The 24743-nt window shown below is 68.1% G+C and carries 17 protein-coding genes; 1 reads left to right on the top strand and 16 read right to left on the bottom strand.

Features of this window, described 5'->3' with window-relative positions; genetic code table 11:
- Nucleotides 1–364: 364 nt before the first annotated feature.
- Nucleotides 365–730 carry a hypothetical protein gene (locus M1L61_RS02920; RefSeq protein ID WP_010482007.1) on the top strand — a complete coding sequence of 122 codons (366 nt, stop codon included), beginning with the start codon at nt 365–367 and terminating at the stop codon, nt 728–730.
- 25 nt (nt 731–755) lie between these two features.
- Here M1L61_RS02920 and pncB read toward each other — a convergent pair whose 3' ends face one another.
- From pncB to M1L61_RS02840, 16 genes are all read right to left on the bottom strand, one after another.
- Nucleotides 756–1934 (bottom strand): nicotinate phosphoribosyltransferase, encoded by a 1179-nt coding sequence (pncB, locus tag M1L61_RS02915; protein ID WP_010482009.1) that lies wholly within the window; start codon nt 1932–1934, stop codon nt 756–758.
- 107 nt (nt 1935–2041) lie between these two features.
- The gene (locus tag M1L61_RS02910; protein ID WP_010482011.1) at nt 2042–2881 is read right to left on the bottom strand and encodes a glycosyltransferase family 2 protein; all 840 of its coding nucleotides are present in this window, start codon (nt 2879–2881) and stop codon (nt 2042–2044) included.
- Nucleotides 2878–3732, bottom strand: a complete 855-nt coding sequence (locus tag M1L61_RS02905; RefSeq protein WP_019338031.1) for a glycosyltransferase — start codon at nt 3730–3732, stop codon at nt 2878–2880. Before M1L61_RS02905 ends, M1L61_RS02910 begins: the two co-directional genes overlap by 4 nt.
- A 594-nt stretch (nt 3733–4326) precedes the next feature.
- Nucleotides 4327–6528: a type II secretion system secretin GspD gene (gene gspD / locus M1L61_RS02900; RefSeq protein ID WP_010482013.1), complete on the bottom strand. Its 2202-nt coding sequence runs from the start codon at nt 6526–6528 to the stop codon at nt 4327–4329.
- Nucleotides 6529–6537: 9 nt separating this feature from the next.
- Entirely contained in the window at nt 6538–7332 is a 795-nt protein-coding gene (locus M1L61_RS02895) for a hypothetical protein (protein WP_010482014.1), read from the bottom strand.
- On the bottom strand, nt 7322–8029 hold the full coding sequence (gspM, locus tag M1L61_RS02890; RefSeq protein ID WP_235304020.1) for a type II secretion system protein GspM: 708 nt from the start codon (nt 8027–8029) through the stop codon (nt 7322–7324). The genes M1L61_RS02895 and gspM overlap by 11 nt, the downstream gene beginning before the upstream one ends.
- A complete protein-coding gene (locus M1L61_RS02885) occupies nt 8010–9155 on the bottom strand; it encodes a PilN domain-containing protein (RefSeq protein WP_019338027.1) in 1146 nt (381 codons plus the stop codon). The genes gspM and M1L61_RS02885 overlap by 20 nt, the downstream gene beginning before the upstream one ends.
- On the bottom strand, nt 9152–10015 hold the full coding sequence (locus tag M1L61_RS02880) for a general secretion pathway protein GspK (RefSeq protein WP_010482023.1): 864 nt from the start codon (nt 10013–10015) through the stop codon (nt 9152–9154). Before M1L61_RS02880 ends, M1L61_RS02885 begins: the two co-directional genes overlap by 4 nt.
- Nucleotides 10012–10644: a type II secretion system protein J gene (locus M1L61_RS02875; protein ID WP_010482024.1), complete on the bottom strand. Its 633-nt coding sequence runs from the start codon at nt 10642–10644 to the stop codon at nt 10012–10014. Before M1L61_RS02875 ends, M1L61_RS02880 begins: the two co-directional genes overlap by 4 nt.
- Nucleotides 10641–11060, bottom strand: a complete 420-nt coding sequence (locus M1L61_RS02870) for a prepilin-type N-terminal cleavage/methylation domain-containing protein (RefSeq protein WP_248854287.1) — start codon at nt 11058–11060, stop codon at nt 10641–10643. Before M1L61_RS02870 ends, M1L61_RS02875 begins: the two co-directional genes overlap by 4 nt.
- The gene (locus M1L61_RS02865; RefSeq protein ID WP_053442501.1) at nt 11057–11551 is read right to left on the bottom strand and encodes a GspH/FimT family pseudopilin; all 495 of its coding nucleotides are present in this window, start codon (nt 11549–11551) and stop codon (nt 11057–11059) included. Before M1L61_RS02865 ends, M1L61_RS02870 begins: the two co-directional genes overlap by 4 nt.
- Before the next feature lie 6 nt (nt 11552–11557).
- Nucleotides 11558–12001 (bottom strand): type II secretion system major pseudopilin GspG, encoded by a 444-nt coding sequence (gspG, locus tag M1L61_RS02860; protein ID WP_010482031.1) that lies wholly within the window; start codon nt 11999–12001, stop codon nt 11558–11560.
- Between the two features lie 49 nt (nt 12002–12050).
- Nucleotides 12051–13271, bottom strand: a complete 1221-nt coding sequence (locus M1L61_RS02855; RefSeq protein ID WP_100447644.1) for a type II secretion system F family protein — start codon at nt 13269–13271, stop codon at nt 12051–12053.
- Between the two features lie 24 nt (nt 13272–13295).
- Nucleotides 13296–15020 carry a type II secretion system ATPase GspE gene (gene gspE, locus M1L61_RS02850; protein WP_248854286.1) on the bottom strand — a complete coding sequence of 575 codons (1725 nt, stop codon included), beginning with the start codon at nt 15018–15020 and terminating at the stop codon, nt 13296–13298.
- A 136-nt stretch (nt 15021–15156) separates the two neighbouring features.
- Nucleotides 15157–17010, bottom strand: coding sequence for a S8 family peptidase (locus M1L61_RS02845; protein WP_019338022.1), 1854 nt, complete (start codon nt 17008–17010; stop codon nt 15157–15159).
- 157 nt (nt 17011–17167) lie between these two features.
- A complete protein-coding gene (locus M1L61_RS02840; protein WP_248854285.1) occupies nt 17168–24349 on the bottom strand; it encodes an ESPR-type extended signal peptide-containing protein in 7182 nt (2393 codons plus the stop codon).
- Nucleotides 24350–24743: the final 394 nt, after the last annotated feature.

The following is a 24743-nucleotide window of genomic DNA, read 5'->3' as shown; positions in this document are numbered from 1 at the left end:
GGCCGGACTCGGACATACCTTCCCCTGAATCCGTGACGCAAGTATAGGCACAACTGTGATGAAAGTCTCATTATTTTTCTGAACGCCAATTCATTGACGCTTTAAATGTGACGTGATAGGCGAAATCGAGATTCAGGGAGCGCGGGGAACGTGACGGTGGCCGGATCAGGTCACAAACGACCCTGCATGACGCTCCTGGTGACGCGTTTGGCATGCGCGGAAACAGGCTTTTTTCAAGTGAAAATCGCCTTATTTGATGCGCATCACTCTTTCTTGGTGATGGCCCTAGCAGATTCGGATTTGTCCTATTAAAGACGGATCGAACCTGTCGCTAACTAGGACACACCGAACCAGAGAACGTGTCATGAGGAACTCCATTCTGCTGTGCGTGGCCCTGATGTCCGTCAGCGCACTGGCCCAGGCCAGCAGCGGCAGCATCCGTTTCAGCGGCCGCATCGCCGAGCCGGGCTGCACGACGGCCCTGTCCCAGGGTGAGCTGAGCCTGGCCGCCTGCCCGCCGTCGGCCAAGGGCTCGACGGTTGCCGTGACGGCCCTTGCCGATGGCCAGGCCGCCACGCTGCGCGACGGCAAGCGCCAGGGCCAGAAGCTGTCGGTGTCGGCCAGCGCGATGCGCGCCGGCGATATCGCCTTCTCCGAGCGTTACAGCGTGCAGGCTTCGAAGCAGCAGCCGTTGCAGGGCGCCTACCTGGTGGTGGTCGACTACCTGTAAGCCGGCGTGCTGCAAGCCGACGCGTTTACGCCGGCGGCAGCTCGAAGACCTGGCGCAGATAGGCCAGATAGCCCGGGTCGTCGCACATGCTCTTGCCCGGCGAATCGCTGAGCTTGGCCACCGGCTGGCCGTTGCAGCGGACCATCTTGATGACGATGTTGAGCGGCGTTGGCCCCAGATCATTGGTCAGGTGGGTGCCGACGCCGAAGGCGACCTGGCAGCGACCACGGAAGTAGTCGTACAGGCGCATCACCTTGGCGATGTCGAGCCCATCGCTGAACACCAGCACCTTGCTGCGTGCATCCACCCGGCGCTGCTGGAAGTGCGCCAGCATGCGGTCGCCCCAGTCGAACGGATCGCCCGAATCGTGGCGGACACCGTCGAACAGCTTGCAGAAGTACATATCGAAGTCGCGCAGGAACGCATCCAGGCCGACCACGTCGGACAGCGCGATGCCCAGATCGCCGCGGTACTCGCGTGCCCACGATTCCAGTGCCGCCACCTGCGAGTCGCGCAGGCGCGGGCCCAGTGCCTGGAAGGCCTGCAGATACTCATGCGCCATGGTGCCGTGCGGGGTCATGCCGTACAGGCGGGCGAAGTGCACGTTGCTGGTGCCGACCAGCTGCGGGCCGAGCGCGTCGCGCAGCAGCGGCAGCAGACGGGCGTGCCAGTCACGCGAGTAGCGGCGGCGGCTGCCGTAGTCGGCAATGCGGCACTGCTCGAAGCCAGGGGTATCGCGCAGCAGCGCCGCCTTGGCCTGCAGGCGGCGCTCACCCTCGGCGAAGTCGGCGGTGGTGGTGTTGCGGAACCAGACTTCGTTGATGATCGCCAGCAGCGGCACTTCGAACAGGATGGTGTGCAGCCACGGGCCGGTGATGTCCAGTTCGATCTCACCGGGCACGGTCTTCGACGCGCGTAGCTGGATGTACTTGCGGTCGAGGTGAAACAGGCCGAGGAAATCGGCGAAATCCGGCTTCACGAAGCGCAGGCCACGCATGTAGTCCAGCTCCGCGTCGCTGAAGCGCAGGCTGCACAGGTGGTCGATCTCTTCGTCGATCTGGTCGATGTAGTGGGCCAGGTCGATGCCGGGCGTGCGGCACTTGAACCGGTACTGCACCTGGGCACCGGGGTGCTGGTGGAGCACCGCCTGCATCATGGTGAACTTGTACAGATCGGTGTCGAGCAGGGACTGGATGATAGGCATGGGGCGGATTATGCGCCCGGCGGAGTGAACCGTGGGCGCGCCCGCCTTCCGTAGAGCCGGGCCCACGCCCGGTTGGATTGTTGCCTGAGCCGCGCGTGGGCTCGGCTCTACAACGACCTGCGCAGCAGGCGCGGCACCAGCATCAGGGCGTGCGCCCAGATCGCGCCCCACACCGCCACCCGTACCGGCAGCGAACGCTGCCTGGCCTCGAACTTCTGGAAATAGCGCCACAGGCCCTTGTGCTTGTGCCATTCAACGAAGAACGGCCGCGAGCGGCTGGAGACGCCACGAACGTGGGTGACCTGCAGGTCATTGGCGATCGCCACCACCGCCCCGGCTTCGCGCGCGCGCCGGCACAGGTCCAGGTCTTCGGCGTGCAGACGATAGCCCGCGTCCCAGCCTCCGATGCAGTCGAACAATGCACGCGGCATCATCAGCAGCGCGCCAGACAACGCCGGCACCCGCTGCAGCACCTGCTGCGGGTCACGCGGCACCGCCAGCTTCGAGCCCTTGCCTGGCGAGCGCAGCATCATCAGGAAGTCCGGATCGCGGCGGCGCACGGCCTCGTCGGCATGGCCCTGCTCGTCGACCTGTTCGACGCCGAGCAGGCAGTCGCCCAACGCTTCGGCACGGGCGCGCAGTGCGGCCAGTGTTTCCGGTTCAACCATCAGGTCCGGGTTGATGAAGGCCAGCCATGGGCTGTGCGAATCGGCCACGCCCTGGTTGTTGGCGGCGGCAAAGCCGGGATTGTCCGGATTGCCGACGAAACGCACGCGCGGGTCGTGGCTGGCATGGCGCTGCACGATATCCAGCGTGCCATCCATCGAGCCATTGTCGATCACCCGGATCTCGGCCACGTCCTGCGCCTGGCGCAGGCGCGAGAGGCAGGCATCGATGGTGCTGCCACTCTGGTAGGTGACGACGATGGCGGCAATGGCAACATTCAAGCAGGAGGCTCCGGCGCGGAAGACGGGACGAACAGGTCCCCCTGTTCCTTCGGCATTATCGCCTGCCGCATGCGCTGCTGCAGGTCGGCACGCAGCCCGTGCAGTGGATCATGCATCAGGAAGTCAGCCAGCCGAGGCACCCAGCCCGGCCAGCGCGCGGCCAGGGCCTCGAGATCGCCATCACGGCTGACCGCCTCCCCTGCCCGGCTGACGAAGGCGGTCTCGCACAACACGTTGCGCCATCCCAGGCCGGCCATGCGCAGGCTCAGGTCCACCAGCGCCGCGTTCCAGCCGGCATAGCTGTCCACGTCCAGGCCGCCGGCACGCCGGCGCGCGTTGCCCCGCACCAGCACCGCGTGGGTGACCGCCGACGGCAGCTCCGGGTGCAGCGCTGGCAGGCCGGCACAGGTCTGCGCCAGCAGCGCGGCATCGTCGGGTTCCGGATTGATCTCGCCCAGCCGGGGCCACGCAGCGGTTTCGCCGGCATTGCACCATGGGGTTGCGGTCGCGATGGCGGCATCGCGGGCGAAGGCGTCCTGCAGCTGCTGCAGCCAGCCCGGTGCTGGCACGCTGTCCGGTGCCAGCACCGCCACGTCCATGCCATCGCAGGCGCGCAGCATCTCGTCCAGGTGGGCGACTTCACCCAGTGGCCGTGCACGCCGGGTGTACTCGGCCTGCAGTGGCGTGTGCGCCAACCAGTGTTCCACCACCGCCTGCGCACGCGGCCCGGTCTGCGCGTCGTCGGCCAGCCAGACCGCGGTCCCCGGCGCGGTGCCCGCATCCAGTGCGGCCAGGCAGCGGTCGAGCGCGGCATCGTCCACGCACAGCGGCAACAACACGATCGCCCCCATCCCGCCTCCGTGGTTGTCGGTAGCCACAGACTAGCACTGGGAGGGTATCGGCCGGGTTGCACCCGGCACCCGCCTCAGGCCAGGGCAACAGCAACAGCCGAAGCAAAAGCTGGGTTCCTGGGGGTTGGCGGGGTGGGTCCGGTTGCGGGGGACGCTGCAAGTACGTCCATGTAAGCTCGGTCGCCGCATCCATGCGGCTCACGCCCCCGCAACCGGACCCACCCCGCCTTCGACAGATTTCCGCGACCTGCCTGCTCTTCTGTAGAGCCGAGCCATGCTCGGCTCAGATCTCACAGATATCGAAATATTCGATTTCGATGGAGAGTCATCCACGCATGGCGTGGATCGCGTCGACCAAGGTCGACACCTACCAACAGCAGCAGGAAACTGTCGAAGGCGGGGCACTGTGGGTTTGCGGGGTGTGAGCCGCATGGATGCGGCGACCAAGCCCCCATGGACGGGTTTACGGCGTCCCCGCAAACCCACAGTGCCCCGCCCTCCCTCAGTAAACCCGCTGTTGCTGTTGCTGTTGCTGTTGCCGTTGCTCCGGCTCTGGCCTCTGCGGGTGCCGGGCGCAGCCCGGCCGTAAACCCCTTACTTCTTTGCGCGCGGCTGGTTCAGCGGCTCCATCGCGCGGAAGCGCTGGCTGTACTCGTCGGTCAGATTGCGCGCTTCCTGGCTGTTGCGCACGATGCTCGGGGTCAGCAGCACGATCACCTCCGAACGACGGCTGGTGCGGCTCTTCTGCCCGAACAGCGCGCCCACCACCGGAATCCGGCTCAGGCCGGGAATGCCGCTGCTGCCATCGGTGGCCGTATCGGTGATCAGGCCGGCCAGCATGATGGTGTCGCCACTCTGCACCGCCGCTTCGGTCGACAGCTTCTTGGTGGAAATGCGCGGGTTGCAGTTGCGCTCCTGCGGGTTGCAGTTCTCCGGTACGTTCGAGGCGCTGCTCACTTCCTGCACGATGTCGAGGAACACCGTGCCGTCGCGGGTCACGCGCGGGCGTACCTTCAGGATCACGCCGGTGTCGATGTACTGCACCGAGCTGTAGCTGCTGGTGCCGATGCCGGTGTTCACCGTAGTCGTGTTGATCGGCACCTTGTCGCCCACGTTGAGCGTGGCCTCGGCGTTGTTGCGCACGAACACCGAAGGAGTCTGCAGCAGGCGTACATCGGTGACCTTGTCCAGCGCACTCACCACCGCCGCACCATTGTGACCGGTGAACGCCCAGCCCAGGCCTTCGCCACCGGTCGCGGCACCGGCGAAGCTGCTCCAGGAGCCACCCGCTGCTGCCGGCAGGGTCACGCCGCCCAAGGCTCCCGTCAGTGCACGCCCAGCCACGGCGTTGTCGAAGAACCAGTTCACGCCGTACTTCAGGTCACCGTCCAGCGAGACTTCGGCCACCTGCGCTTCGATGTGCACCTGCAGCGGCATCACGTCCAGCTTCTCGATCACCTCGCGGATCGAGCGCCAGGCCTGCGGGGTGGAGCGCACCAGCAGGGTATTGGTTTCCTCCACCGCCGACACGCCCACGCGATCGCCCTCCACTTCCAGGCTGACGCTGACGTTGCCGGACTGGCGCTGCGGCAGGTTCATGCTGCCGTTGCCGGCACCACTGGAACCGCTGCCCGGGGTCGAGCCGAAACTGCTGTTGTTGTTGCTGTCCATGCCACGGTCGCCGTCGCTGCCCAGCTGCGACGGCATCGCACCCGGGGCCAGCGAGGCCGGGCTTGAACCGCCACGGTTGCCGCTGCTGGCGAAGGCTTCACTGAGCCGTTCGGCCAGGTCACGCGCCTTGATGTAGCGCAGCTCGTAGGAGAACAGGCGGGCACTGCCACCGGCAGTATCAATGCGGTCCAGCCACTGCTGGATCTGGTCCAGGTAGCGCACCTGCGGGGTGATCACCAGCACCGCGTTGGCGTTTTCCAGGGGCAGGAAGCGGAACATGCCGGCGCTGGGCGTCTTGCTCTCCTCGCCGAACACTTTCTCCAGGTCGGCAGCCACCTGTTCGGCCTTGCCCGACTGGATCGGGAACACGCCCACCGACATGCCCGACAGCCAGTCGACGTCGAAGATCTCGACGGTGCGCATGTAGTTTTCCAGCTCGGCGCGGGTACCGCCCAGGGTGATCACGTTGCGGCCGCTGTCGACGTTGACGATGGCATTGGGCCGCGCATACGGCTCCAGTACCTTCTTCATTTCGGTGGCGGAGATGAACTGCAGCGGGATGACCCGTACCTCGAAGCCTCGCGCACTGGCAGCGGGCGCCGTGCTCGGCGCGACCGTACCGGCCAGCGCCTGGTCGGCGGCGACGATGTTGTAGCGGCCACCACTGTAGACCATGCGTGCGTTGTTCCAGCCCAGCACCATCTCCAGCAGGTTCAACGCCTGCGCCGGCGACACCGGCTTGGGCGTGGCCAGGGTGACCGTGCCCTGCACCCCCGGTGCGATCACGTAGTTCTGGCCCAGCATGTCACCGAGGATGGCCTTGACCACCGCATGCACCGATTCGCCTTCGAAATTGAAGGTTGCTTCACCGGTGCTGGCGCCATGCAGTGCCGGTGCCGGTGCGCGTGCTGCTTCGCGGTTGATCATGGTGCCGGTGCCACGGCGGATCACTGCCTGCGGAGCGCCCTGGGCGTCACGGGCAGCATCCGCGGCGACGTTGGCCGCCTGGCCGGCCTCGGCAGTGGGCGACAGATTGCCCTTGCGCTGCACATGCGGCGCGGACACGGTGCTGCAGCCGACCAGCAGCGCGAGGGCAAAGGACCAGGGAAGGAAACGCAGGCTCATGCATTCACTCTATCGGTTGGTGCCATCGCCCGGGGGCGGCGACGGTTGTTGCTGCTGTTGTTGTTGCTGCAGCTGGCGGCGACGGGCCTGGATGCGTTCGCGGATGGCCTGCATCTGCGCTTCGCTGGGGCCGTTGTTGGTGGCAGGCGGTGTGGCGGCCGCCGCAGCCGAGGGCGCGGGCGTACTGGCAGCAGGCGACGGCGATGGGGTTGCCGCAGCCGGCGGCGGTGTCGGCGGAGCACCTGCCGGGGGCGGCACAACGATCGCACCTGCCGGCGGCGCACCGTTGGCGCCGCGCAGCACGGTCGGCGGCTCACCGCCCTGGCCGTTGAAGACCGCCAGTTCCAGCACCTGGTTGCCACCGGGGCCGATCACGGTGGCCTGGCGCGGCTGCAGTGCCACCAGCTGCCAGCCGTCGACGGCTTCACCGTTGAGGCGCAGGCGCAACGAACGGTTCTGTTCGGTGGTGAAGGTGGCCATGCCGAAGTCGCCGGTCAGCAGCACGCCGGTCAGGCGCAGCGCGGCGCTGGCGGCAGGCTCGCTGCCACCGAGCAGGTAGGGCTTCGGCCTGCGGTCCTCGGCGAACAGCGGTCGCTCGCCGATGGCACTGTAGCTGTCGGCGCTGGCCATGCGTTCTGCGGCCAACGGCGGCAGCACCGGCAACGAAGGCACCGCATCGGCATCGCCATCGGCACCTGGCAGCTGGCTGCCCAGGCCGAAGCCGGTGGCCAGCCAGACCGCTGCCGCCCAGCCGGCCAGTGCCAGCAGGAAACCGGTGCGCAGGCTGATCTGCTCAAGCTTCATCGGCCACCTCCTGCCCCACTTCCGGCACAGCCGGTGAGGGTGCCGGTGCAGCCGAAGGCGGTTGCGGCGCCGCGCCCGGCTCGGCTGCAGGTGCCGGCGCAGCGCCATCGGCAGCGGCACCGGGCAGCAGGTAACCGGCCAGTTCGAACGACACGTCCAGGCCCAGCCCGGATTCATTCGGCGACTGCTGGAAGCGCTGCGCGATCAGGTTGAGGTTGTCGACGAACAGGCGCGGGCTGCCGGTTTCCAGGCTGTGCAGTACCGTGGCCAGTTCGGCCACACCGCAACGCAGGCGCACCTGCATGGCAACGCGCACGAACTCGGCGTCACGACGGTTGTCGGTCAGTGGCGTGCGGTTGCTGATGGTGCAGCTGCGGTTGCCCGGGCTGGCCATCGCCACCGCATCCTGCAGCTTCGCGCCGAGCGCAGCGGCTGCAGCTTCGGCGGTGGCTTCACGCAGGAAGCCCGGCCGCTGCTGCAGTGCCTCGCGGGTGGCGCGCAGGCGTTGTTCGATCTGCGGCTGCTGCTGCAGCTGCGCCTGCACGCGCTGTTCGCGCTCGCGCAGGGCGGCCACGTCGGCATCGATTTCGCGCAGCGGCTGGGTGAACCAGGGGTGCACCAGCAGCAGGTAGGCCAGGCCCAGCACTGCCAGCAGCAGCGCCAGTGCCAGCCAGCGGTCACGGCGTGCGCTTGGCATCGGCATCGGCCGCCTCCCGGGTCGGGGCCGCAGCCGGCAACGGCTGCAGTTCGGCGGTCATGGTGAAGCGGTCACGGCCACTGGCGGCGCCATCGGCCTGCAGTACGCCGGTCAGATTGACCTTGCGCCACTGCGGCGCATCCTGCAGCAGCTGCACCAGCTGCGAGGCCTCGCGGCTCAGGCCGATCAGCTGCAGGTTGTTGTTCTCGATGGCCAGCTTTTCCAGGTAGGTGCCCTCCGGCAGGCGCCGGGTCAGTTCATTCCAGATTTCCACCGTTCCGGCGCGCTGGCTGCGCTGCTTTTCCAGGAATGCGGCACCATCGATCAGTGCCTGCAGCTGCGCGCGTTCGCTGGCGACACCACGCGCACTGCGCGCACTGCGTTCAACCTGCGCACGCAGCTCATCGGCGGCGGCACGGCGGTTGTCGAGCAGCTGCAGGGCCGCCAGCACCAGCATCACCAGCGCGGCCACGGCCAGCAGCACATTCCAGCGCCGCGTCGGATCCACCCGCAGCTGGCGCTGCCCCGGCGGCAACAGATTCACCTGCAGGGGGTCACCGTGGGCGTCGATGGCATCGACACCGGCCAGCGCATCGGCCCACTCGCCCACGCTGGCGCGCCACGCTTCAAGCTGGCGCAATGGCCAGGCAACCAGTTCGACCTGCAGCTGGCCTTCGGCCGCGCTCCCGAGTTCACGCACGTCATAGCTGACCTGGCTGGATTCGAACGGCGTCTGGCGGTCGATCTCGAAACCGACCACGGCGCGCAGGCGGTCGGCCGCAGCCGCAGGCAGGCGCAGATGACGACGCAGTACTTCGCTGGCCGGCAGCAGCCACGCCCGCGGCAGGCTGCGCAGTCGCGGTTCCAGCACGCGGTCCAGTTCGGCCGGCGACAGCGGCCACGGCACGCTGGCCACCGCTTCGCGGCGCTCACCGGCCTCTCGCCAGACCTGCAGCTGGTCACCCTGGCGCTGCAGCAGCAGGCGCGCCTGTGCCCAGCCCAGTGCCCACTGCCAACGCGCCGGCACCCAGGCCAGCAGCGATTGCCGCCACCAGCGCAGGAAACGGCCGGCGCCAGGGCCGATCCGGCCCTGCACCTGCCGCACACTGTCCTGCCATGCCGTCATCTTGCTGTCATTCCCTGCTCCCAGCGAAGCACTGTGTAGGACCGCCCGGGAACCCCGCCCGAGCCATTGCGTACCACTGCCTGCAACACCGACCGGCGTCCACTGCCATCGGTTGCACGAGACTCGATACTATAGGTGCCGCTGCTGCTGGCAAGCGTTGTCGCACCGCCAGCGGTATCTGCGTCACGCTCCTGCTGCGCGCGCTGCGCCAGCACGGTATCCGCATCCAGGCCCAGTGCGGTCAGCACCGGCGCGCTGGCGAACTGGGGATCCGGGCGCGCCTGGCGGCTGTACAGGGTCAGGTGCGGCAGCATGGCCTTGTACAGCGGACCGCGCATCCCCAGTACCCGCTGCAGTTCGCCGAGCGTCTCGAAACGCTTGTTGCGCGGGCCATACGGCAACCCGGCCGCCGCATAGTCCGGCGCTTCGGCGCCACCACCCGGCTGCAGCAGGCTGTCTTCATCACGCCAGTCGACAATGGCGCCGGCCATCTGCCGGGCCGCCCCTTCGTCTTCGCCGAGCGCCTTGAGGAACGCGGTCAGCAGGGTCACGTCGGCCAGGTTCAGGTTGATTTTGCCGTTCTCGTCCAGCACCTTGATCTCGATGCTGGCGTCATCGAACTGCCAGCGGTAGGTGCGGCCATCGGCACGCCAGGGCGCCCGCAGCGGATCGGCGGACAGCCGCAGCAGCGCGTACTCCAGGCCGGCGCGCGCCCGTTCCTGGCCGCGTGCGTCGTCATCCAGCACCCGCTGCTGCAGATGCTCGACCCGTGCGCTCAGCGCGAACGCACCGACCAGCGCGGTCATCAATGCGATCAACCACAGCACCAGGACCAGTGCCGCACCGTGTTGCCGGTTCATCGCGCGCCTCCGCTGCCGCCAGCGCGCGGTGCCACCACCAGCGTGGGCCAGGGCGCCCCCTTGGCGGGTACGATCTGGATCTCCACCAGCATCGGCAGGCGACGGGTATCGTCCCAGCGCGGCATCCAGTCGCTCATCTGGCCGGTACTGGCATCGATGCCGCGATAGCGCAGCTGCACCGACTTCAGGTTCTCCACCAGCACTTCCGGTGGGCGCGGCGGATTTTCGGCGATGCGCTCGCCTTCCTGCAGCAGCACCAGGTCCAGCAGCAGGCGCTGCTGGCCATCGCGGCCGTCCACCTGCAGCGCGTGCAGGTAGGCTCCGCCACGGCCGAGGTAACCCGGGAGATCAGCGGCGAACATCATGCGCTGTTCTTCGCCCTGGAAGAAGATCGGTTCGCGGGTGGGATCGGGGACTTCCAGCGGCGTGCGCAGCGCACCGGCCAGCTGCCGCCGCAACAGGGCCTGCACCGCGCGCATGCGCTCACTCTCGGCCGCAATCTGCTCGCCACGCTGGCTGACCGCCATCGCCGAGCGCACGCTGGCGAACGCCAGCGCCAGGCCACCGGCCAACAGCACCGTGGCCAGCATCACTTCAACCAGCGTGAAACCTGCAGCACGGCGCGTCATCGCGCACGCTCCAGATCCGGCGGCAGCAGGCGCAGGCTGCGCCAGCGCAGCTGCTCGCGTTCGCTGTCACCCCAGCGCACCTGCAGCTGCAGTTCGGCCAGCCAGGGGGCACCGGCTGACTGTGTCTGCACGACGCTGCCTGCACGTGGCTCCACCCACGGCTGCACCTGCAGTTCCCAGTGGTAGCGTCCCTGCTCCCACTCGCCCTGCTGGCTGCCCACCTGCAGCGGCGTGGCGACGCCGGTTTCGGCCAGCAACGACTGCGCATGCAGTATTGCGCGCGTGCGCAGTTCGGCCTCACGCACCTGCCTGGCGCCGCCTGACAGGCTGCCCAGCAGCAGGGTCAGCGCCAGCCCGAGCAGGGCAAAGGCGATGATCACTTCCAGCAGGGTGAAGCCGCGGGCGCGCCGCTTCATTGCGCCCGCCAGGGGCCGGAGCGGACCTCACCGGTCAGCCAGCCCACGTCGATGCGCCATTCGGCGCCGTCACGCTGCAGCCGGATGCGGCCGCCGCTGGAGCCGCCGTCGGGATGGAACTCGATCACGCCCTGTCCTGGCGCGGTGGCCAGCTGCGCGGCGCCTTCGAACTGGACCTGCAGCTGTGCCGGCACGTCGCCGTGGCGCTGGTTGGCGCCTTCCCAGCGCCGCTTGGCCGGCTCGATGACAAAGCGCTGCGGCTCGCCGCGGGCGATCGCCTGCGCGCGCACCACGCGCAGCTGGTTGGCGATGTCCTTGCCGGCGCTGCGCAGCTGCATGCCGGCGAAACCGCGCGACAGGCCGGCAGCGGTGATCAGGCCGATCGCGGCGATCAGCGCGATCACCAGCAGCATTTCCAGCAGCGACAGACCCGCTGCGCGCCTGCCGGGCAGGCGCGGGCGTGGCAACCGGCGCGGCAGGAAATGCAACATGCCCGGTTACGGCTGGTAGCGGATGTCAGCGTCGACGCTGCTGCCGCCGGCCTTGCCGTCCTTGCCCAGGCTGATCAGCTCATACGGCTGGCCTTCGCCCGGCGTGCGGTACTCCAGCGCATGGCCCCACGGATCGTTCAGATCGGCCGGCTTGGCATACGGGCCCAACCAGCCACCGACGCCAGCCGGTGCAGTCACCAGATCGTTGAGCGAGCCGGGCAGCTTGCCGGTATCGATCTGGTAGTTGTCGACCTTGGATGCGACGGTCTGCACCTGTGCCTTGGCGATGTTGGCCTTGCCGCGGTCGGCGCCACCCAGCACGCGGCTGGCGACCAGGGTCAGCACCGCGCCGATCAGCACGATGACGATGATGATCTCCAGCAGGCTCATGCCCGACTGGTTGCGCGCGGCGGTGAAGGAAAGGCGGATCGGTCGACGGGAAGCAATCATGGTCGGTCCTTTCAGTTGCGGAGTGTCGGGGTTGCGTAGGGATCCATCGTCAACCGATGGCATTGGTCAGGTCGTACAGCGGCACCAGCACGGCGACGATCACCGCGCCGACCACCGAGGCCAGTACGAGGGTGATCGCCGGCACCATCGCCGCCAGCAGGCGGTCGATGCGCCGGGCGCTGTCCTGTTCGAAGGTATCGGCCGCTTTCAGCAGCATGGTATCGAGTGCACCGGATTCCTCGCCGACCTGGATCATCTGCAGCGCCAGGCGCGGGAAACGCTTGCCGCGCGACAGTGCCAGCGACAGGCCGGTACCGTTCTTCACTTCATCCGCGGCAGCTTCCACATCGGCGGCCAGCGCGCGGTTGCCCAGTACGTTGCGGGCGATGCCCAGGGCACCCAGCAGCGGCACCCCATTGCGCAGCAGGGTGCCCAGCGTGCGGGCCAGCCGCGCGGTTTCCAGTTCACCCAGCAGGCGGCCGATGCTGCGACGCTGCAGCAGCCAGCCATCCAGCGCCAGCCGGAAGGCCGGTTGCCGTGCCTTGCGTTCGAAGAACAGCGCAAGTACTGCCGGCACCACCAGCAGCAACACCCACCAGTCACGCACGAACAGGCCCAGCTGCAATACTGCGTTGGTGAACCACGGCAGCGCCACATCCAGGCTCTCGTACATCTGCGCGAACTGCGGCACCACGTAGCCGAGCAGGAACAGCAGCGCACCGCCCACCACCACCAGCAGGATGGCCGGGTACACCAGCGCGTTGATCACCTTGCCCTGCAGGGCCCGGCTGCGTTCGAGGTAGTCGGCCAGGCGCTGCAGGGTTTCGTGCAGGCTGCCGCCGGCCTCACCGGCACGCACCATGTTCACGTACAGGCGCGAGAACAACCCATGCTGGCGCTCCAGTGCGGTCGACAGCGGCGCACCACCGCGCACCACATCGCGGATGTCGGTGATCGCACGGCGCGAGCGTTCGTCCTCCGGCAGGCCGAGCAGGATCGACAGCGCGCGATCCAGCGGCTGGCCTGCACCGAGCAGTGTCGCCAGCTGCTGGGTGAACTGCAGCAATGCCGCACCCTGCAGCGGCCGTTGGCGGAACAGGTTGCGCCAATTGCTGCCACCGATCGCACCGCCATCGGCCAGCTGGGTCTCCATCGGCAGATGACCCTGGTCCTGCAGGCGCGCGACCAGTTCGGCCTCGCTGGCCGCTTCCATCTGCCCGTCGAAGATCTCGCCGTGCGGATTCAGTGCCTTGTAACGGTAGGTCGGCATGTCAGCCCCGGCGTCCTGCGCGCATCAGCTTTCCTCGGTGACACGCAGGACTTCCTCGATGGTCGTCTGGCCACTGAGGGCCTTGGACAGGCCATCTTCGTACATCGTGCGCATGCCCGCTTCGCGGGCGATGCGTTCGATCTCGCCCATGCCATCGCGGCGCATCACCGCGCGCCGCAGCGCATCGTTCATCACCAGGAATTCCATGATGGCGGTGCGGCCGAGATAACCGGTCGGCGCCAGCGCGGAGGGCTTCGGGCGATACAGGTGGATCGGCCCTTCCGGCTGCAGGCGGCGCAGCTCGAATCGTTCGATTTCCTCCGGCGAGGCCTCATAGCGCTCGGCGTGGGTCGGTTCCAGCTGGCGCACCAGGCGCTGGGCGAGGATGCCGTTGATGGTGGACGTGAGCAGGTAGTCTTCCACGCCCATGTCGAGCAGGCGGGTGATGCCACCCGCTGCGTTGTTGGTATGCAGGGTGGACAGCACCAGGTGGCCGGTCAACGCCGACTGGATCGCAATGCGCGCGGTTTCCAGGTCGCGCATTTCGCCGATCATGATGATGTCCGGATCCTGGCGCACGATGCTGCGCAGGGCGTTGGCGAAGTCCAGGCCGATCTGCGGCTTGGCCTGGATCTGGTTGATGCCCTCGATCTGGTATTCCACCGGGTCTTCGACCGTGATGATCTTGACGTCGGCGGTATTGAGCTGGCTCAGCGCGGTATACAGCGTGGTGGTCTTGCCCGAGCCGGTGGGGCCGGTCACCAGCAGGATGCCATGCGGCTGCTCCAGCACCTTGCGGAACTGCGGCAGGAACGCATCGGTGAAGCCGAGGCGGTGGAAATCGAACACCACCGTTTCGCGGTCCAGCAATCGCATCACCACGCTTTCGCCATGCGCGGTCGGGACCGTGCTCACGCGCAGGTCCAGCTCCTTGCCCTGCACGCGCAGCATGATGCGGCCATCCTGCGGCAGGCGGCGCTCTGCGATGTTGAGCCGGGCCATGATCTTGATGCGGCTGATCACCGCCGCGGTGAGGTTGGCCGGCGGGCTTTCGCCCTCCACCAGTACACCGTCGACGCGGTAGCGCACCTTCAGCCGGCTCTCGAATGGTTCGACATGGATGTCCGAAGCGCGCAGCTCCACTGCACGCTGGATCACCAGGTTGACCAGGCGGATCACCGGCGCTTCCGAGGCGAGGTCGCGCAGGTGCTCGATGTCATCGACCGCACCGCCCTCGCCATCGGCGGTTTCGACGATCGCGCCCATCGCGCTGCGGCCCTGGCCGAACCAGCGCTCGACCAGGTCATCGATCTCCGCACGCATGCCCAGCACCGGCGTCACCGGCACGCCCAGTGCCAGCTGCACCGCCTGCTGCGGGTAGGGATCATGGGCGTCGGCCAGCCACAGCCGTACGCCCTGTTCATCCAGGGCCAGCGGGCAGACGTGGAACTGTTTGAGGAAGCGCAGTGACAACGGCAGGCCTTCCGCCAGCCCTTGTGGCGGTGCTTCCGGCAGTTGCTTGCCTTCCAGCAGTGGCAGGCCCAGCACTTCGGCGCTGGCCTGTGCCTGGTCACGCTCGGACACCAGCCCCAGCCGCACCAGCAGGCCCAGCAGGCTGCCGCCGGCCTCTGCGTGCAGCGGCCGCGCACGTGCCAGATCGCCTTCCTTCAGCCGGCCGCGCGCCAGCAGCGCATCCAGGATGCGGCCTTCAGCGTTGTCGGCAGCGGCGGTAGCAGCAAGCGCGTTCACATGACTCTCCTGTCAATCGGCTCGACTTTAACAGTTAAGCCATGATTTCCGCCGCCCCTCCACCACCTTTCGTAAAAAGACGAAGCCCGTCACACGGGATGACGGGCTTCGGCCATTCAATTACGACAGTTCCAGCTTACTGCGTGGCAAGGATGCTCACGCCGTTGTAGGCCGCTTCGCCGACTACCTTGATGTAGTAGGTACCGGCCACCGGCTTGTTCACCCGCACCGTCTCGGACGTGCCCGGACGGGTCGACTTGGCGTCGTTGTCGCTGGCGCTCGGTTCACGCCCCTGCGCGATGTAGACCGAGACATTGCCGGTGCCACCGTAGGTGATCACGCTGAGCTGCTTTCCGGCGACGGCTTCGAAGCTGTACAGGCGGCTGCTGGCGGCGGCACCGTTCAGGCCACCGACGGCGGCCTTGTTGGTCAGCGGCGTGGCCACCGGCCCGCAGTTCTCGGTGCACGGTTCTTCCAGTGCCTTGGCCAGCGCGGCCTTGGCATCGAGAATACCGGTACCGATCGGGGTCGCCGCCGGAATGGTGACCGGGAACGGACGTGCGGTTTCCTTCAACAGGGTACGCATCGCGGCCGGGGTCAACGGATCCTTGCCCTTGGCGATCAGCGCGCTCTGCACCAGTGCGGCAACGGCGGCCACATGCGGCGAGGCCATCGAGGTACCGCCCATGCCCATGTAGCCCGGCGTGCCCGATTCCGGCGTTGTGGCCGCATTGGAGCCGGTCTGCCAGATGTAGCCGCCCGGGTTGCCGTCCACACTGCCACCGCCACCCGGACCGGACAGGTCCACGCGGGTGCCGTAGTTGGAGTAGTAGGTGATGCCACCGGTGATGCGGGTGGCACCCACGGTCACCACGCCTTCGCAGCTGGCCGGCTGGTACTTGGACGCGTTGTCGGCTTCATTGCCGGCCGCCACCACCACGGTGGTACCGCGCGAGATCGCGCCGTTGATCGCGTCCTGGTAGGTGCTGGCGCAGGCGCCACCGCCACCCAGGCTCATGTTGATGATCTCGGCCGGATTGGTGTTGGCCGGAATGCCGGCCACCGTGCCACCCGATGCCCAGACCACCGCATCGGCGATGTCGGACAGGTAGCCACCGCACTTACCGAGCACGCGCACCGGCAGTACCTTGGCCTTGTAGGCGACACCGGCCATGCCGACGCCGTTGTTGGTCTGCTCGGCCACGGTGCCGGCGACGTGGGTGCCATGCCAGGAACTGTCCTCGGCCAGCGAACCGTCATAGCACTCGTTGTCATTCTCGACCCAATCACCGTAGTCCTGCGCACCCGGCACGCGATCGTTGGTCGGGCGCCGCGAGGTCTCCGCGTCGCTGATGAAGTCATAACCCTCCAGCAGGTTGCCGACCAGGTCCGGATGCTGCGGCAGGATGCCGGTATCGATCACCGCCACCACGATGCCCTCACCCTGCGAGACATCCCATGCCGCCGGTGCGTTGATGCCGCCGACCGCATTGTGCAGATGCCACTGGTTCTGCTGGTAGAAGGGATCGTTCGGCACCAGCGCCGGCTGTACGTTGCCGGCACGCAGTTCGGTGCGGCGCAGCTTCACGTCGGCTTCGGCGTACTGCACCGACGGGTCGGCCTTCAGCTCCTTCAGTACGCGCTGCAGTTCGGCCGGGGCCAGGCGGCCCTGCACACGGATGAGATCCGCCCCGGTAGACAGCTTGCGGACCACCTGCGGGCCGAGCGTGCTGGCGCGGGATGTGCCGCCGGAGAGGCTGGCACGGGTCAGTGCGGACTGCACGGTGGACAGCTTCGCCGAGCGGTCAGTGGCGGCAGCAGCACCGGCCCGGTACTTGACGATGATGCGCTCGGTTCCCGGCTGGGCGGTGCTGGCCTGGCGCACCGGTTCACGGGTCGGCAGTCCAGCGGCGTGGACGGCACCGACAGCCGTCATCGACAGCACGGCGGCGGCAAGCACATTGATGCGAAGGTTCTGCTTCTTGATCACGTCGAATTCCTCTTCTGGGTCATGGATCGAACCAACACTGCGGCCATCATTCCTTGACGACTCCCGGCCGGCCCAGCCGGGATTGCCGTGACCTCCCCCCAGGCCCTCACTGCAGGTGCTGCGCCGGCGTGGGTGGCCGCCGGCGCGATGGAGTGGCTTACCAGCCGAAGCCGGCACCGACGCCAACCGAGCTGTCGTCGCTGCTGAAGGCACCACCGAAGGTCACCGTGGCGCGATCGCTGATCGCACGCTGGTAGCCCAGCGACAACGCCGACTCGCCGCCCTGGAAGCCAATGCCGACGCCGACCCGGTTCTGGGTGCGGATACCGGCGGCACTGGTGGCCATGTTGAGCATCGCCGCGCTCATCGCCCCCTGGCGGTCGATGCGGCGATCCATGTGGCGCAGGCGTCCGTCGATTTCGCCCTTGAACACATCGAAGCTGTCGGCGACGGCCTGGACGCGGCTGTCGGTGTAGCTGTTGGCCGTGGCCATGCCACGGTCGAGCTGGCCCTTGTTGACCGCATCGGTGGCCGTGGTACCGGCCGCCACGTTGGTGACCTGGCGCTCGTTGCCTTCACTGCCCACCGAGACCGTGTTGGCACGATCGGCAACCGAGCCCTGCCCCAGTGCCACCGCGTTGGCCGCGGTGGCATTGGCGCCCTGGCCTATGGCGGTGGACGAGGCGCCACTGGCAACGGCGCCCTCGCCCATGGCGACGGCGTTGAAGCCCGTCGCTGGAGTGCCAACCGGAATCCCGGCACCGGCGGCGGCAGCGGTCGGCGTGCCCTGCACGCGCGCGGTGCTGGCCGGTGCCGCGTCGGCCGTTGCAGGTGCATCAGCGGCGCTGGCCAGCGGGCTGTCATCCAGCGGGGTACTCATTGCGCGCAGGCTGGCAGTCCCGGCACGCGTGCCACCGGCGGTGCGGCGGTCGATCTCGCTGACCTTGCGGTCCAGCGCGCCGAGCGCATCGCCGACGTTGCTGTAGGTGGCGCCCTGGATCACATAGTTCGGCGCCACGAACACACCCTGCATGCCAACGCTGGCACCACCGCCGAGGAAGCTGGCGGCATCACTGAGCGACTGGAACAGCTGGCCGCCGTTGATCGCCTGGCGACTGCCCGCAGCGATGCTGCCGGCACCGACGTTGTCGATGGTGGTGCCCTGGAAGCCGGACAGGGTCAGGCGGTCACGGCTGGCGTCGTCATAGCTGACTGCGCTGGCCGCCGTGGTTTCCACGGTGGCGATGCGCGAATCGAAATCACCGACGCGGGTTTCCACCGCGCCCACCCGCTGGTTGGTGACGTTGAGCTGCGAACCGGTGATGGCATCGCTGCTGCCGGCGGCGATGCGGCCATCGGCCACATTGACGATGCGGCGCGTGGCCGGACCATCGGTGCCATTGCCACCGCCGACCGACACCACGTTGGCATCGAGTGCACGCGAACCGGCACCCAGCGCAACCGAGTTCGCGCCCGATGCACCGGCGCTGGTGCCCAGTGCAAGGGCACCGTTGCCGATGGCCATCGCATTGGCACCCAGGGCATTGCTGCGTGCGCCGCTGGCAGTGGCTGCCGAACCGATCGCGGCGGCATCGCTGCCGTTGGCACTGGCAGTACCCGCGCCGGTGGCCTTGACGTAGCGGGCCGTGCCATCGGCGGTCGCCGCGACCGCATCGAGCTGGCCACGATTGACCGCATCGGTGCGCTCGGTACCGGCAGCGACACGGGTGATCTGACGATCACTGCTCGCGCTGCCGACCGACACAGTGTTGGCACGGTCGGCGACCGAGCCCGCGCCCAGCGCAACGCTGCCTGCGGCACTGGCGGTGGCACTCACACCTACCGCCGTGGCATTGGCGCCGGTTGCCTTGCTGCCGTAGCCGGCCGCGGTACCCAGGCGACCGCTGGCCTCGGCATAGCTGCCCAGCGCAGACGCACCATCGGCCGAGGCATTGGCGCGGAAACCACTGGCCTGCGACTGGGTGCCACTGGCCGTGGCCTGCGCACCGCTGGCGGTACTGTAGGCACCCTTGGCCTGGGCACCGGCGCCGGTAGCACTGGCGCCGAGTTCGCTGGCGCTGGCGCCACTGCCCACGGCTACGCTGTCGACACCTCCGGCCTGCGCCGCGTTGCCGAGCGCCGCCGCATTGTTGCCGGTGGCCAAGGCATCGAAGCCCACGGCGGTGGCATTGGCGGCCATGGCATTGGCGCCGCTGCCCAGCGCGGTGGCGCCGTTGCCGATGGCGTTGGCCGCATTGCCGGCAGCCAGTGCGTTGTCGCCGTCCACCAGTGCACCGGCTTCGCCATCGGCATTGCCGCTGGCCTGGAACTGCAGGCTGGTCTTGTCGGCGACGCTGGCGACCGCATCCAGCTGACCCTTGTTCACCGCATCGGTGGCTTCGGTGCCCGCCGCGACGTGGGTCACCTGGCGCTCACCGCCAGCCTTGCCGACGGCTACGGTGTTGTCACGGTCAGCCTTGGAGCCGGCGCCGAGCGCGACGCTGTTGCTGCCATTGGCGGTGGCGTTGGCCCCCAGCGCGGTGGCGCTGCTGCCTGCCGCCCACGAGTTCCAGCCAATCGCGGTCGCGTAGTCTTCGGTGGCCCAGGCACCGGCGCCGAACGCCGCCGCACCCGTCCCACTGGCACGCGACGGGATCAGGCCGAAGAAGGTGCTGCCGCCGATGGCCACGCTCTCCTCGCCACTGGCCTCGCTGGACTGACCTACGGCAACGGCACCGGTACCGGCCGCCGCGGCACCGAAGCCGACTGCAGTGGTGTTGGCACCGCTGGCCGCCGAGCCATAGCCCAGAGCGGTGCCCAGGCGACCGCTGGCTTCGGCGTAGCCACCCACTGCGGTGGTGCCATCAGCCGAAGCCGCGCTGCGGAAACCGCTGGCGAGCGCCTGCCCGCCGCTGGCATTGGCTTCTGTACCTGTGGCCGTGCTGTAGGCGCCGCTGGCCTGTGCACGCGCCCCCACCGCGCTTGCACCAACCTCGCTGGCGCCGGCACCGCTGCCCAGGGCCAGGCTGTCCTCGCCGGTGGCCTGTGCCGTGCTGCCCAGGGCAGCCGCGTTGCTGCCGGTGGCCAGCGCATCGATGCCCACGGCGGTGGCGTTGGCGGCCAGCGCATTGGCACCGCTGCCGAGCGCGGTGGCACCGTTGCCGATCGCGTTGGCCGCATCACCGGCCGCCAGCGCGTTGTCACCCTCCACCAACGCGCCGGTTTCACCGTCGGCGTTGCCACTGGCCTGGAACTGCCGGCGGGTCTTTTCCGCTGCCGCGGCGACGGCGTCGAGCTGGTTCTTGTTGACCGCATCATTGCCCTGCGTGCCATCGGCCACATTGGTGATCTGGCGGGTGTTGCCACCGCCGCCCACCGACACGGTGTTGTCGCGATCGGCGATCGAATCGGCACCCAGCGCCACGCTGTTGGCGCCGCGCGATTCGGCGGCATTGCCCAGCGCGGTGCTGTTGATGCCGCCCGACCAAGCACCACCACCCACCGCGGTGGAGTAGTTGCCCGAGGCCTCGGTGGCCAGCACGCCGAACAACGAACCACCCACGGCGACGCTGTTGGTGCCGGTCGCCAGGCTGCCCTGGCCGGTGGCGGTGCTGTAGGCGCCGGAGGCTTCCGAATCGCCACCCACCGCCACACTGTTGGAACCGGAGGCATTGGCGAAGTTGCCGAACGCGGTGGCATTGAAGGCCGAGGCCTGTGCATAGCCACCGATGGCAGTGCTGTAACCGCCGCTGGCTTCGGCACCGATACCGAAGGCCGCCGACGCCGTACCACTGGCCACGCTCTCGCTGCCGACAGCGGTGGCCGCGTCGCCGCTGGCATTGCTGAAGTAGCCCACGGCCACGGCTTCTTCGCCGGACGCTTCGGACAGCACGCCATTGGCAGTGCTACCGGCGCCGCTGGCGATGCTGGCCGCACCGAACGCCGCGCTCTGCTCGCCGCTGGCTTCGCTTTCCGCACCCTGCGCGGTGGCGTACTCGCCCGTGGCCTGTGCGTTGGCACCGACAGCGCTGGCGTTGGCCGCGGTTGCAAGTGCATTGAAACCCAGCGCCTGTGCGTTGCTGGCCAGCGCGTTGGCGCCGCTGCCCAGTGCGGTGGCGCCATTGCCGATGGCGTTGGCGGCATCACCGGCCGCCAGTGCGTTGTCACCCTCCACCAGTGCACCGGCTACGTCGTCGCCGTTGCCGCTGGCCTGGAAGAAGCGGCTGGTGGTGGTGGCGGTGGTCGCAACCGCATCCAGCTGTGCCTTGTTCACTGCGTCGGTGGCCTGGGTGCCCGCGGCGACGTTGGTGACCTGGCGTTCGTTGCCGCTGCTACCCACCGATACCGTACGTGCACGACTGGCAACCGAACCGGCACCGAGCGCGACAGCGTTGCTGGCGCTGGCGTTACTGCCGGCGCCAAGCGCGATCGCGCTTTCACCACCGGCCACTGTATTGGTGCCGATGGCGATGCTGTTGATGCTGTTGCCCAGCGCCTGGAATCCCAGTGCCACGCTGTTGTCGCCATAGCCGAAGGCACCGCGGCCGACCGCCGTAGAACTGGCGCCGTTGGCCCAGCTGTTGTAACCGATGGACGTGGCGCCGCTGCCACTGGCCCACGCCGCATTACCGAACGCCGAGGCATTGGTGGCGGTGGCCCATGCACCCGAACCGAATGCTGCTGCACCACTGGCAGTGGCCCAGCTGTAGCCGCCTACTGCGGTGCTGTCATCGCTGCTGGCGAAGGCGCTGTCGCCGACCGCGACCGCATAGCTGCCGGTGGCGCGCGACTTGCCGCCGGCGGCGAAGCTGTTGTCACCACTGGCCTTGGCCGCGTTGCCGAAGGCGCTGCTGGCAGCCCCGGTGGCCTGCGCGCCACTGCCCACCGCAGTGGCATCGGCGACGGCAGTGGTGCCCACCTGCTGTGCCGTGCCATCGGCACCGATGATCGGCTGGTTGAACTCGTCGTAGGCCTGGCCGAGGCCACCGATGGCGACACCGCCATTGCCGGTGGCTGCGCTGTTGCGGCCCACGGCCACGCTGTCATCGCCGATGGCCGACGCAGCCGCGCCATGGGCTACTGCGCCGGCGCCGATCGCATTGCTCGACGAACCGGCGGCGACGGCGCCCTCGCCCTCGGCCAGCGCGCCGGCATCGCTGTCGGCTTCCGGCTGTGCCTGGAAGAAGCGCGCGGTGCTGTCGGCGGTGCTGGCCACGGCATCGAGCTGCGCCTTGTTCACGGCATCGGTGGCTTCGCTGCCCGCAGCAACGCTGGTGATCTGCCGCTCGTTGCCTGCACTGCCAACGGCCACGCTGTTGGCACGCACTGCTTCGGAGTTCGCGCCAAGCGCGACGCTGTTGGTGCCGCGTGCGGTGGCGTAGTAACCCACTGCAGTGCTCTGCGCACCGCTGGCCCAGGTCTGCGCGCCCAGCGCACTGGCGTTCTCACCCGGTGCATAGGCGAAGTAGCCAACAGCGGTGGCTTCAGCACCGGAGGCTTCGCTCAGGCTGCCGTTGGCCACCGCACGATCGCCACTGGCGATGGCGCCGGCACCGACGGCGGTCGCGGCTTCGCCGCTGGCCTGGGTCTGCACGAAGAAGCCCAGGCCGGGAATCAGGTCGGCCGGGCCACCGATGGCGACGCTGCTGGTGCCGGTCGCATTGCTCTGGGTACCCAGTGCGGTGGAATAGTCGCCGATGGCATTGGCCACCGCACCGAACGCGGATGCCTGCGCGCCGGCCGCATAGGCACCCACACCGTAGGACGACGCCGCAAATCCGCTGGCTTCGGCACTCGCGCCCACCGCGGTGCCACCGACGCCTGCGCTGGTCGCGCCGGTTTCCACCGGTACGCCGCCACTGGTGATCAGCGGGTTGCCGTCGGCATCCACCGCAGCACCACCCACGGCAACGCTGCCTGGACCGTTGGCCTGCGCGTTGTTGCCGAACGCGGCGCTGTTCTGGCCCGACGCCAGCGCGTTGTTGCCGACGGCGGTGGCGTTCTGCGCAACGGCTGTGGCCCCGGCACCGACGGCCGTGGTGCCGTTGCCGAGGGCATTGGCGGCCTCGCCGGCCGCCAGTGCATCGTCACCTTCGGCCAGTGCACCGGCATCGCTGTTGCTGCTGCCGGTGGCCTGGAAGCGCTTGGCGGTGGCATCGGCCACGGCGGCCACGTCCTTCAACTGGCCGACATTGACCGCATCGTTGTCTTCGGTGCCTGCGGCAACGCTGGTGATCTGCCGGGTCAGGCCGTATTCGGCGGCACCGACGGACACGGTATCGACGCGGTCGGCCAGCGAACCCGCGCCCAGCGCCACGCTGCCGGTGGCAACCGCAGCGGAATTCGAACCCAGCGCGGTGCTGTATTCACCGACAGCAGTGCTGAACGCACCGACTGCGATCGACGCTTCGTTGGCGGCGGTGGCGCCGCGGCCCAATGCGGTGCTGCCCGGGCCCATCGCCACGGCACCGCCGCCGACAGCGGTCGCGCCATCGGCGGTGGCTTCGGACAAGGCACCCAGTGCGGTGGCCGCGCCATTCTCGCTTGCGGCATAGGCACTGGCGCCGACGGCGGTGTCACCAAGACCGAACGCGGCAGCGCTCTGCCCGACCACTACGCTGGCATCACCGATCGCCAATGCGCCCTGGCCTAACGCGCTTGCGCCCAGGCCCGCGGCAATGGCCTGGGTACCGATGGCGGTGGTGGCGTTGGCCAGCGACTGTGCACCCGCACCCGCCGCAACCGCGCCCTGTCCGTCGATCTTCGCCGCGTCGCTGTCATCACCTGCGCCGTCGGCCTTGAAATAGCGGTTTCCATCTGCGGCGACATCGGCCAGCGCGGCCTGCGTGGCGCGCGCCTGCGCATCCAGCTGTGACTTGTTTACCGCATCGGTGGCCTGGGTGCCTGCGGCAACATGGGTGATCTGGCGTTCCTTGCCGGTATCACCCACGGACACCGTGTTGGCCCGCGTGGCCTTGGAGCCGGCGCCCAGCGCTACGCTGTTGGCGGCAGTGGCGCTGCTGTTGCTGCCGATCGCCACCGCGTTGCTGCCCTTGGCACTGGCCGAGCCCTCGATCAGGCACTTTTCGAGCAGCTTGCCGCTGAATGCCACGCAGGTGGCGCTGCCGCCGATCTGCACCGACTGTGCTGCGGCGGTGCCGCTCATGCCCAACCCCAATACCAGGCCCAGTGCCACCGCCAGCAGTGCGGGCGTGGCCTGCGTCGCATCGCGGCGCTGGTCGACGACCCCGCCACTGCTGCTGTCGGAGGAAGCCAGTTCCGAGGCCACCACCAACTGACCCAATGCTTTGTTCCAGACCTTGCGATAAATCCGATTCATCGGTACGGCTCCTGATTGGACTGGTTTTGGGCAAAGCAACGCCACCGCTGGGCTTTCCGGCCCAACGTCCCCTGGGGGCGTTTATTCGCGTGATTTACTGCGGGGTATTGCCGAACGGCGCGCAGCGACAGAAAACCGAGCGCGTGCGCCAACCGGTTACTGCGAAATGAATGATTCTGAAACGGGGTTCAAGTGTTAACGGCAACTTTCCAAATCGTCAAGACTTTGACACGACAAATCCTATTGCCGTGAAGCAGTTCACCCTTTCACCTGTTTATGAAAGTGTTTTGTTAGGCAAGCGTGACGAAGTTCCGCCGCATGAAAATCGATGTAACTAGCGGTCGGGACAGGAGTTTCACGCGCGCATAGAAAAACCCGCCGATCAACGGCGGGT

It is taken from the genome of Stenotrophomonas sp. NY11291 (genome assembly GCF_023277365.1).
Taxonomy (GTDB): domain Bacteria; phylum Pseudomonadota; class Gammaproteobacteria; order Xanthomonadales; family Xanthomonadaceae; genus Stenotrophomonas; species Stenotrophomonas geniculata.
The sequence above is the reverse complement of the archived record's forward strand: the minus strand, read 5'-3'. Positions and strand labels throughout refer to the sequence as shown.

Excerpts from the sequence above, each read along its gene's own strand:
- M1L61_RS02885 (WP_019338027.1), bottom strand. The coding sequence starts at position 9,155 with ATGACGGCATGGCAGGACAGTGTGCGGCAGGTGCAGGGCCGGATCGGC.
- gspD (WP_010482013.1), bottom strand. The coding sequence starts at position 6,528 with ATGAGCCTGCGTTTCCTTCCCTGGTCCTTTGCCCTCGCGCTGCTGGTC.
- M1L61_RS02905 (WP_019338031.1), bottom strand. The coding sequence starts at position 3,732 with ATGGGGGCGATCGTGTTGTTGCCGCTGTGCGTGGACGATGCCGCGCTC.
- M1L61_RS02920 (WP_010482007.1), top strand. The coding sequence starts at position 365 with ATGAGGAACTCCATTCTGCTGTGCGTGGCCCTGATGTCCGTCAGCGCA.
- M1L61_RS02895 (WP_010482014.1), bottom strand. The coding sequence starts at position 7,332 with ATGAAGCTTGAGCAGATCAGCCTGCGCACCGGTTTCCTGCTGGCACTG.
- pncB (WP_010482009.1), bottom strand. The coding sequence starts at position 1,934 with ATGCCTATCATCCAGTCCCTGCTCGACACCGATCTGTACAAGTTCACC.
- M1L61_RS02840 (WP_248854285.1), bottom strand. The coding sequence starts at position 24,349 with ATGAATCGGATTTATCGCAAGGTCTGGAACAAAGCATTGGGTCAGTTG.
- M1L61_RS02870 (WP_248854287.1), bottom strand. The coding sequence starts at position 11,060 with ATGAAGCGGCGCGCCCGCGGCTTCACCCTGCTGGAAGTGATCATCGCC.
- M1L61_RS02875 (WP_010482024.1), bottom strand. The coding sequence starts at position 10,644 with ATGACGCGCCGTGCTGCAGGTTTCACGCTGGTTGAAGTGATGCTGGCC.
- M1L61_RS02865 (WP_053442501.1), bottom strand. The coding sequence starts at position 11,551 with ATGTTGCATTTCCTGCCGCGCCGGTTGCCACGCCCGCGCCTGCCCGGC.
- M1L61_RS02880 (WP_010482023.1), bottom strand. The coding sequence starts at position 10,015 with ATGAACCGGCAACACGGTGCGGCACTGGTCCTGGTGCTGTGGTTGATC.
- M1L61_RS02855 (WP_100447644.1), bottom strand. The coding sequence starts at position 13,271 with ATGCCGACCTACCGTTACAAGGCACTGAATCCGCACGGCGAGATCTTC.
- gspG (WP_010482031.1), bottom strand. The coding sequence starts at position 12,001 with ATGATTGCTTCCCGTCGACCGATCCGCCTTTCCTTCACCGCCGCGCGC.
- gspM (WP_235304020.1), bottom strand. The coding sequence starts at position 8,029 with ATGCCAAGCGCACGCCGTGACCGCTGGCTGGCACTGGCGCTGCTGCTG.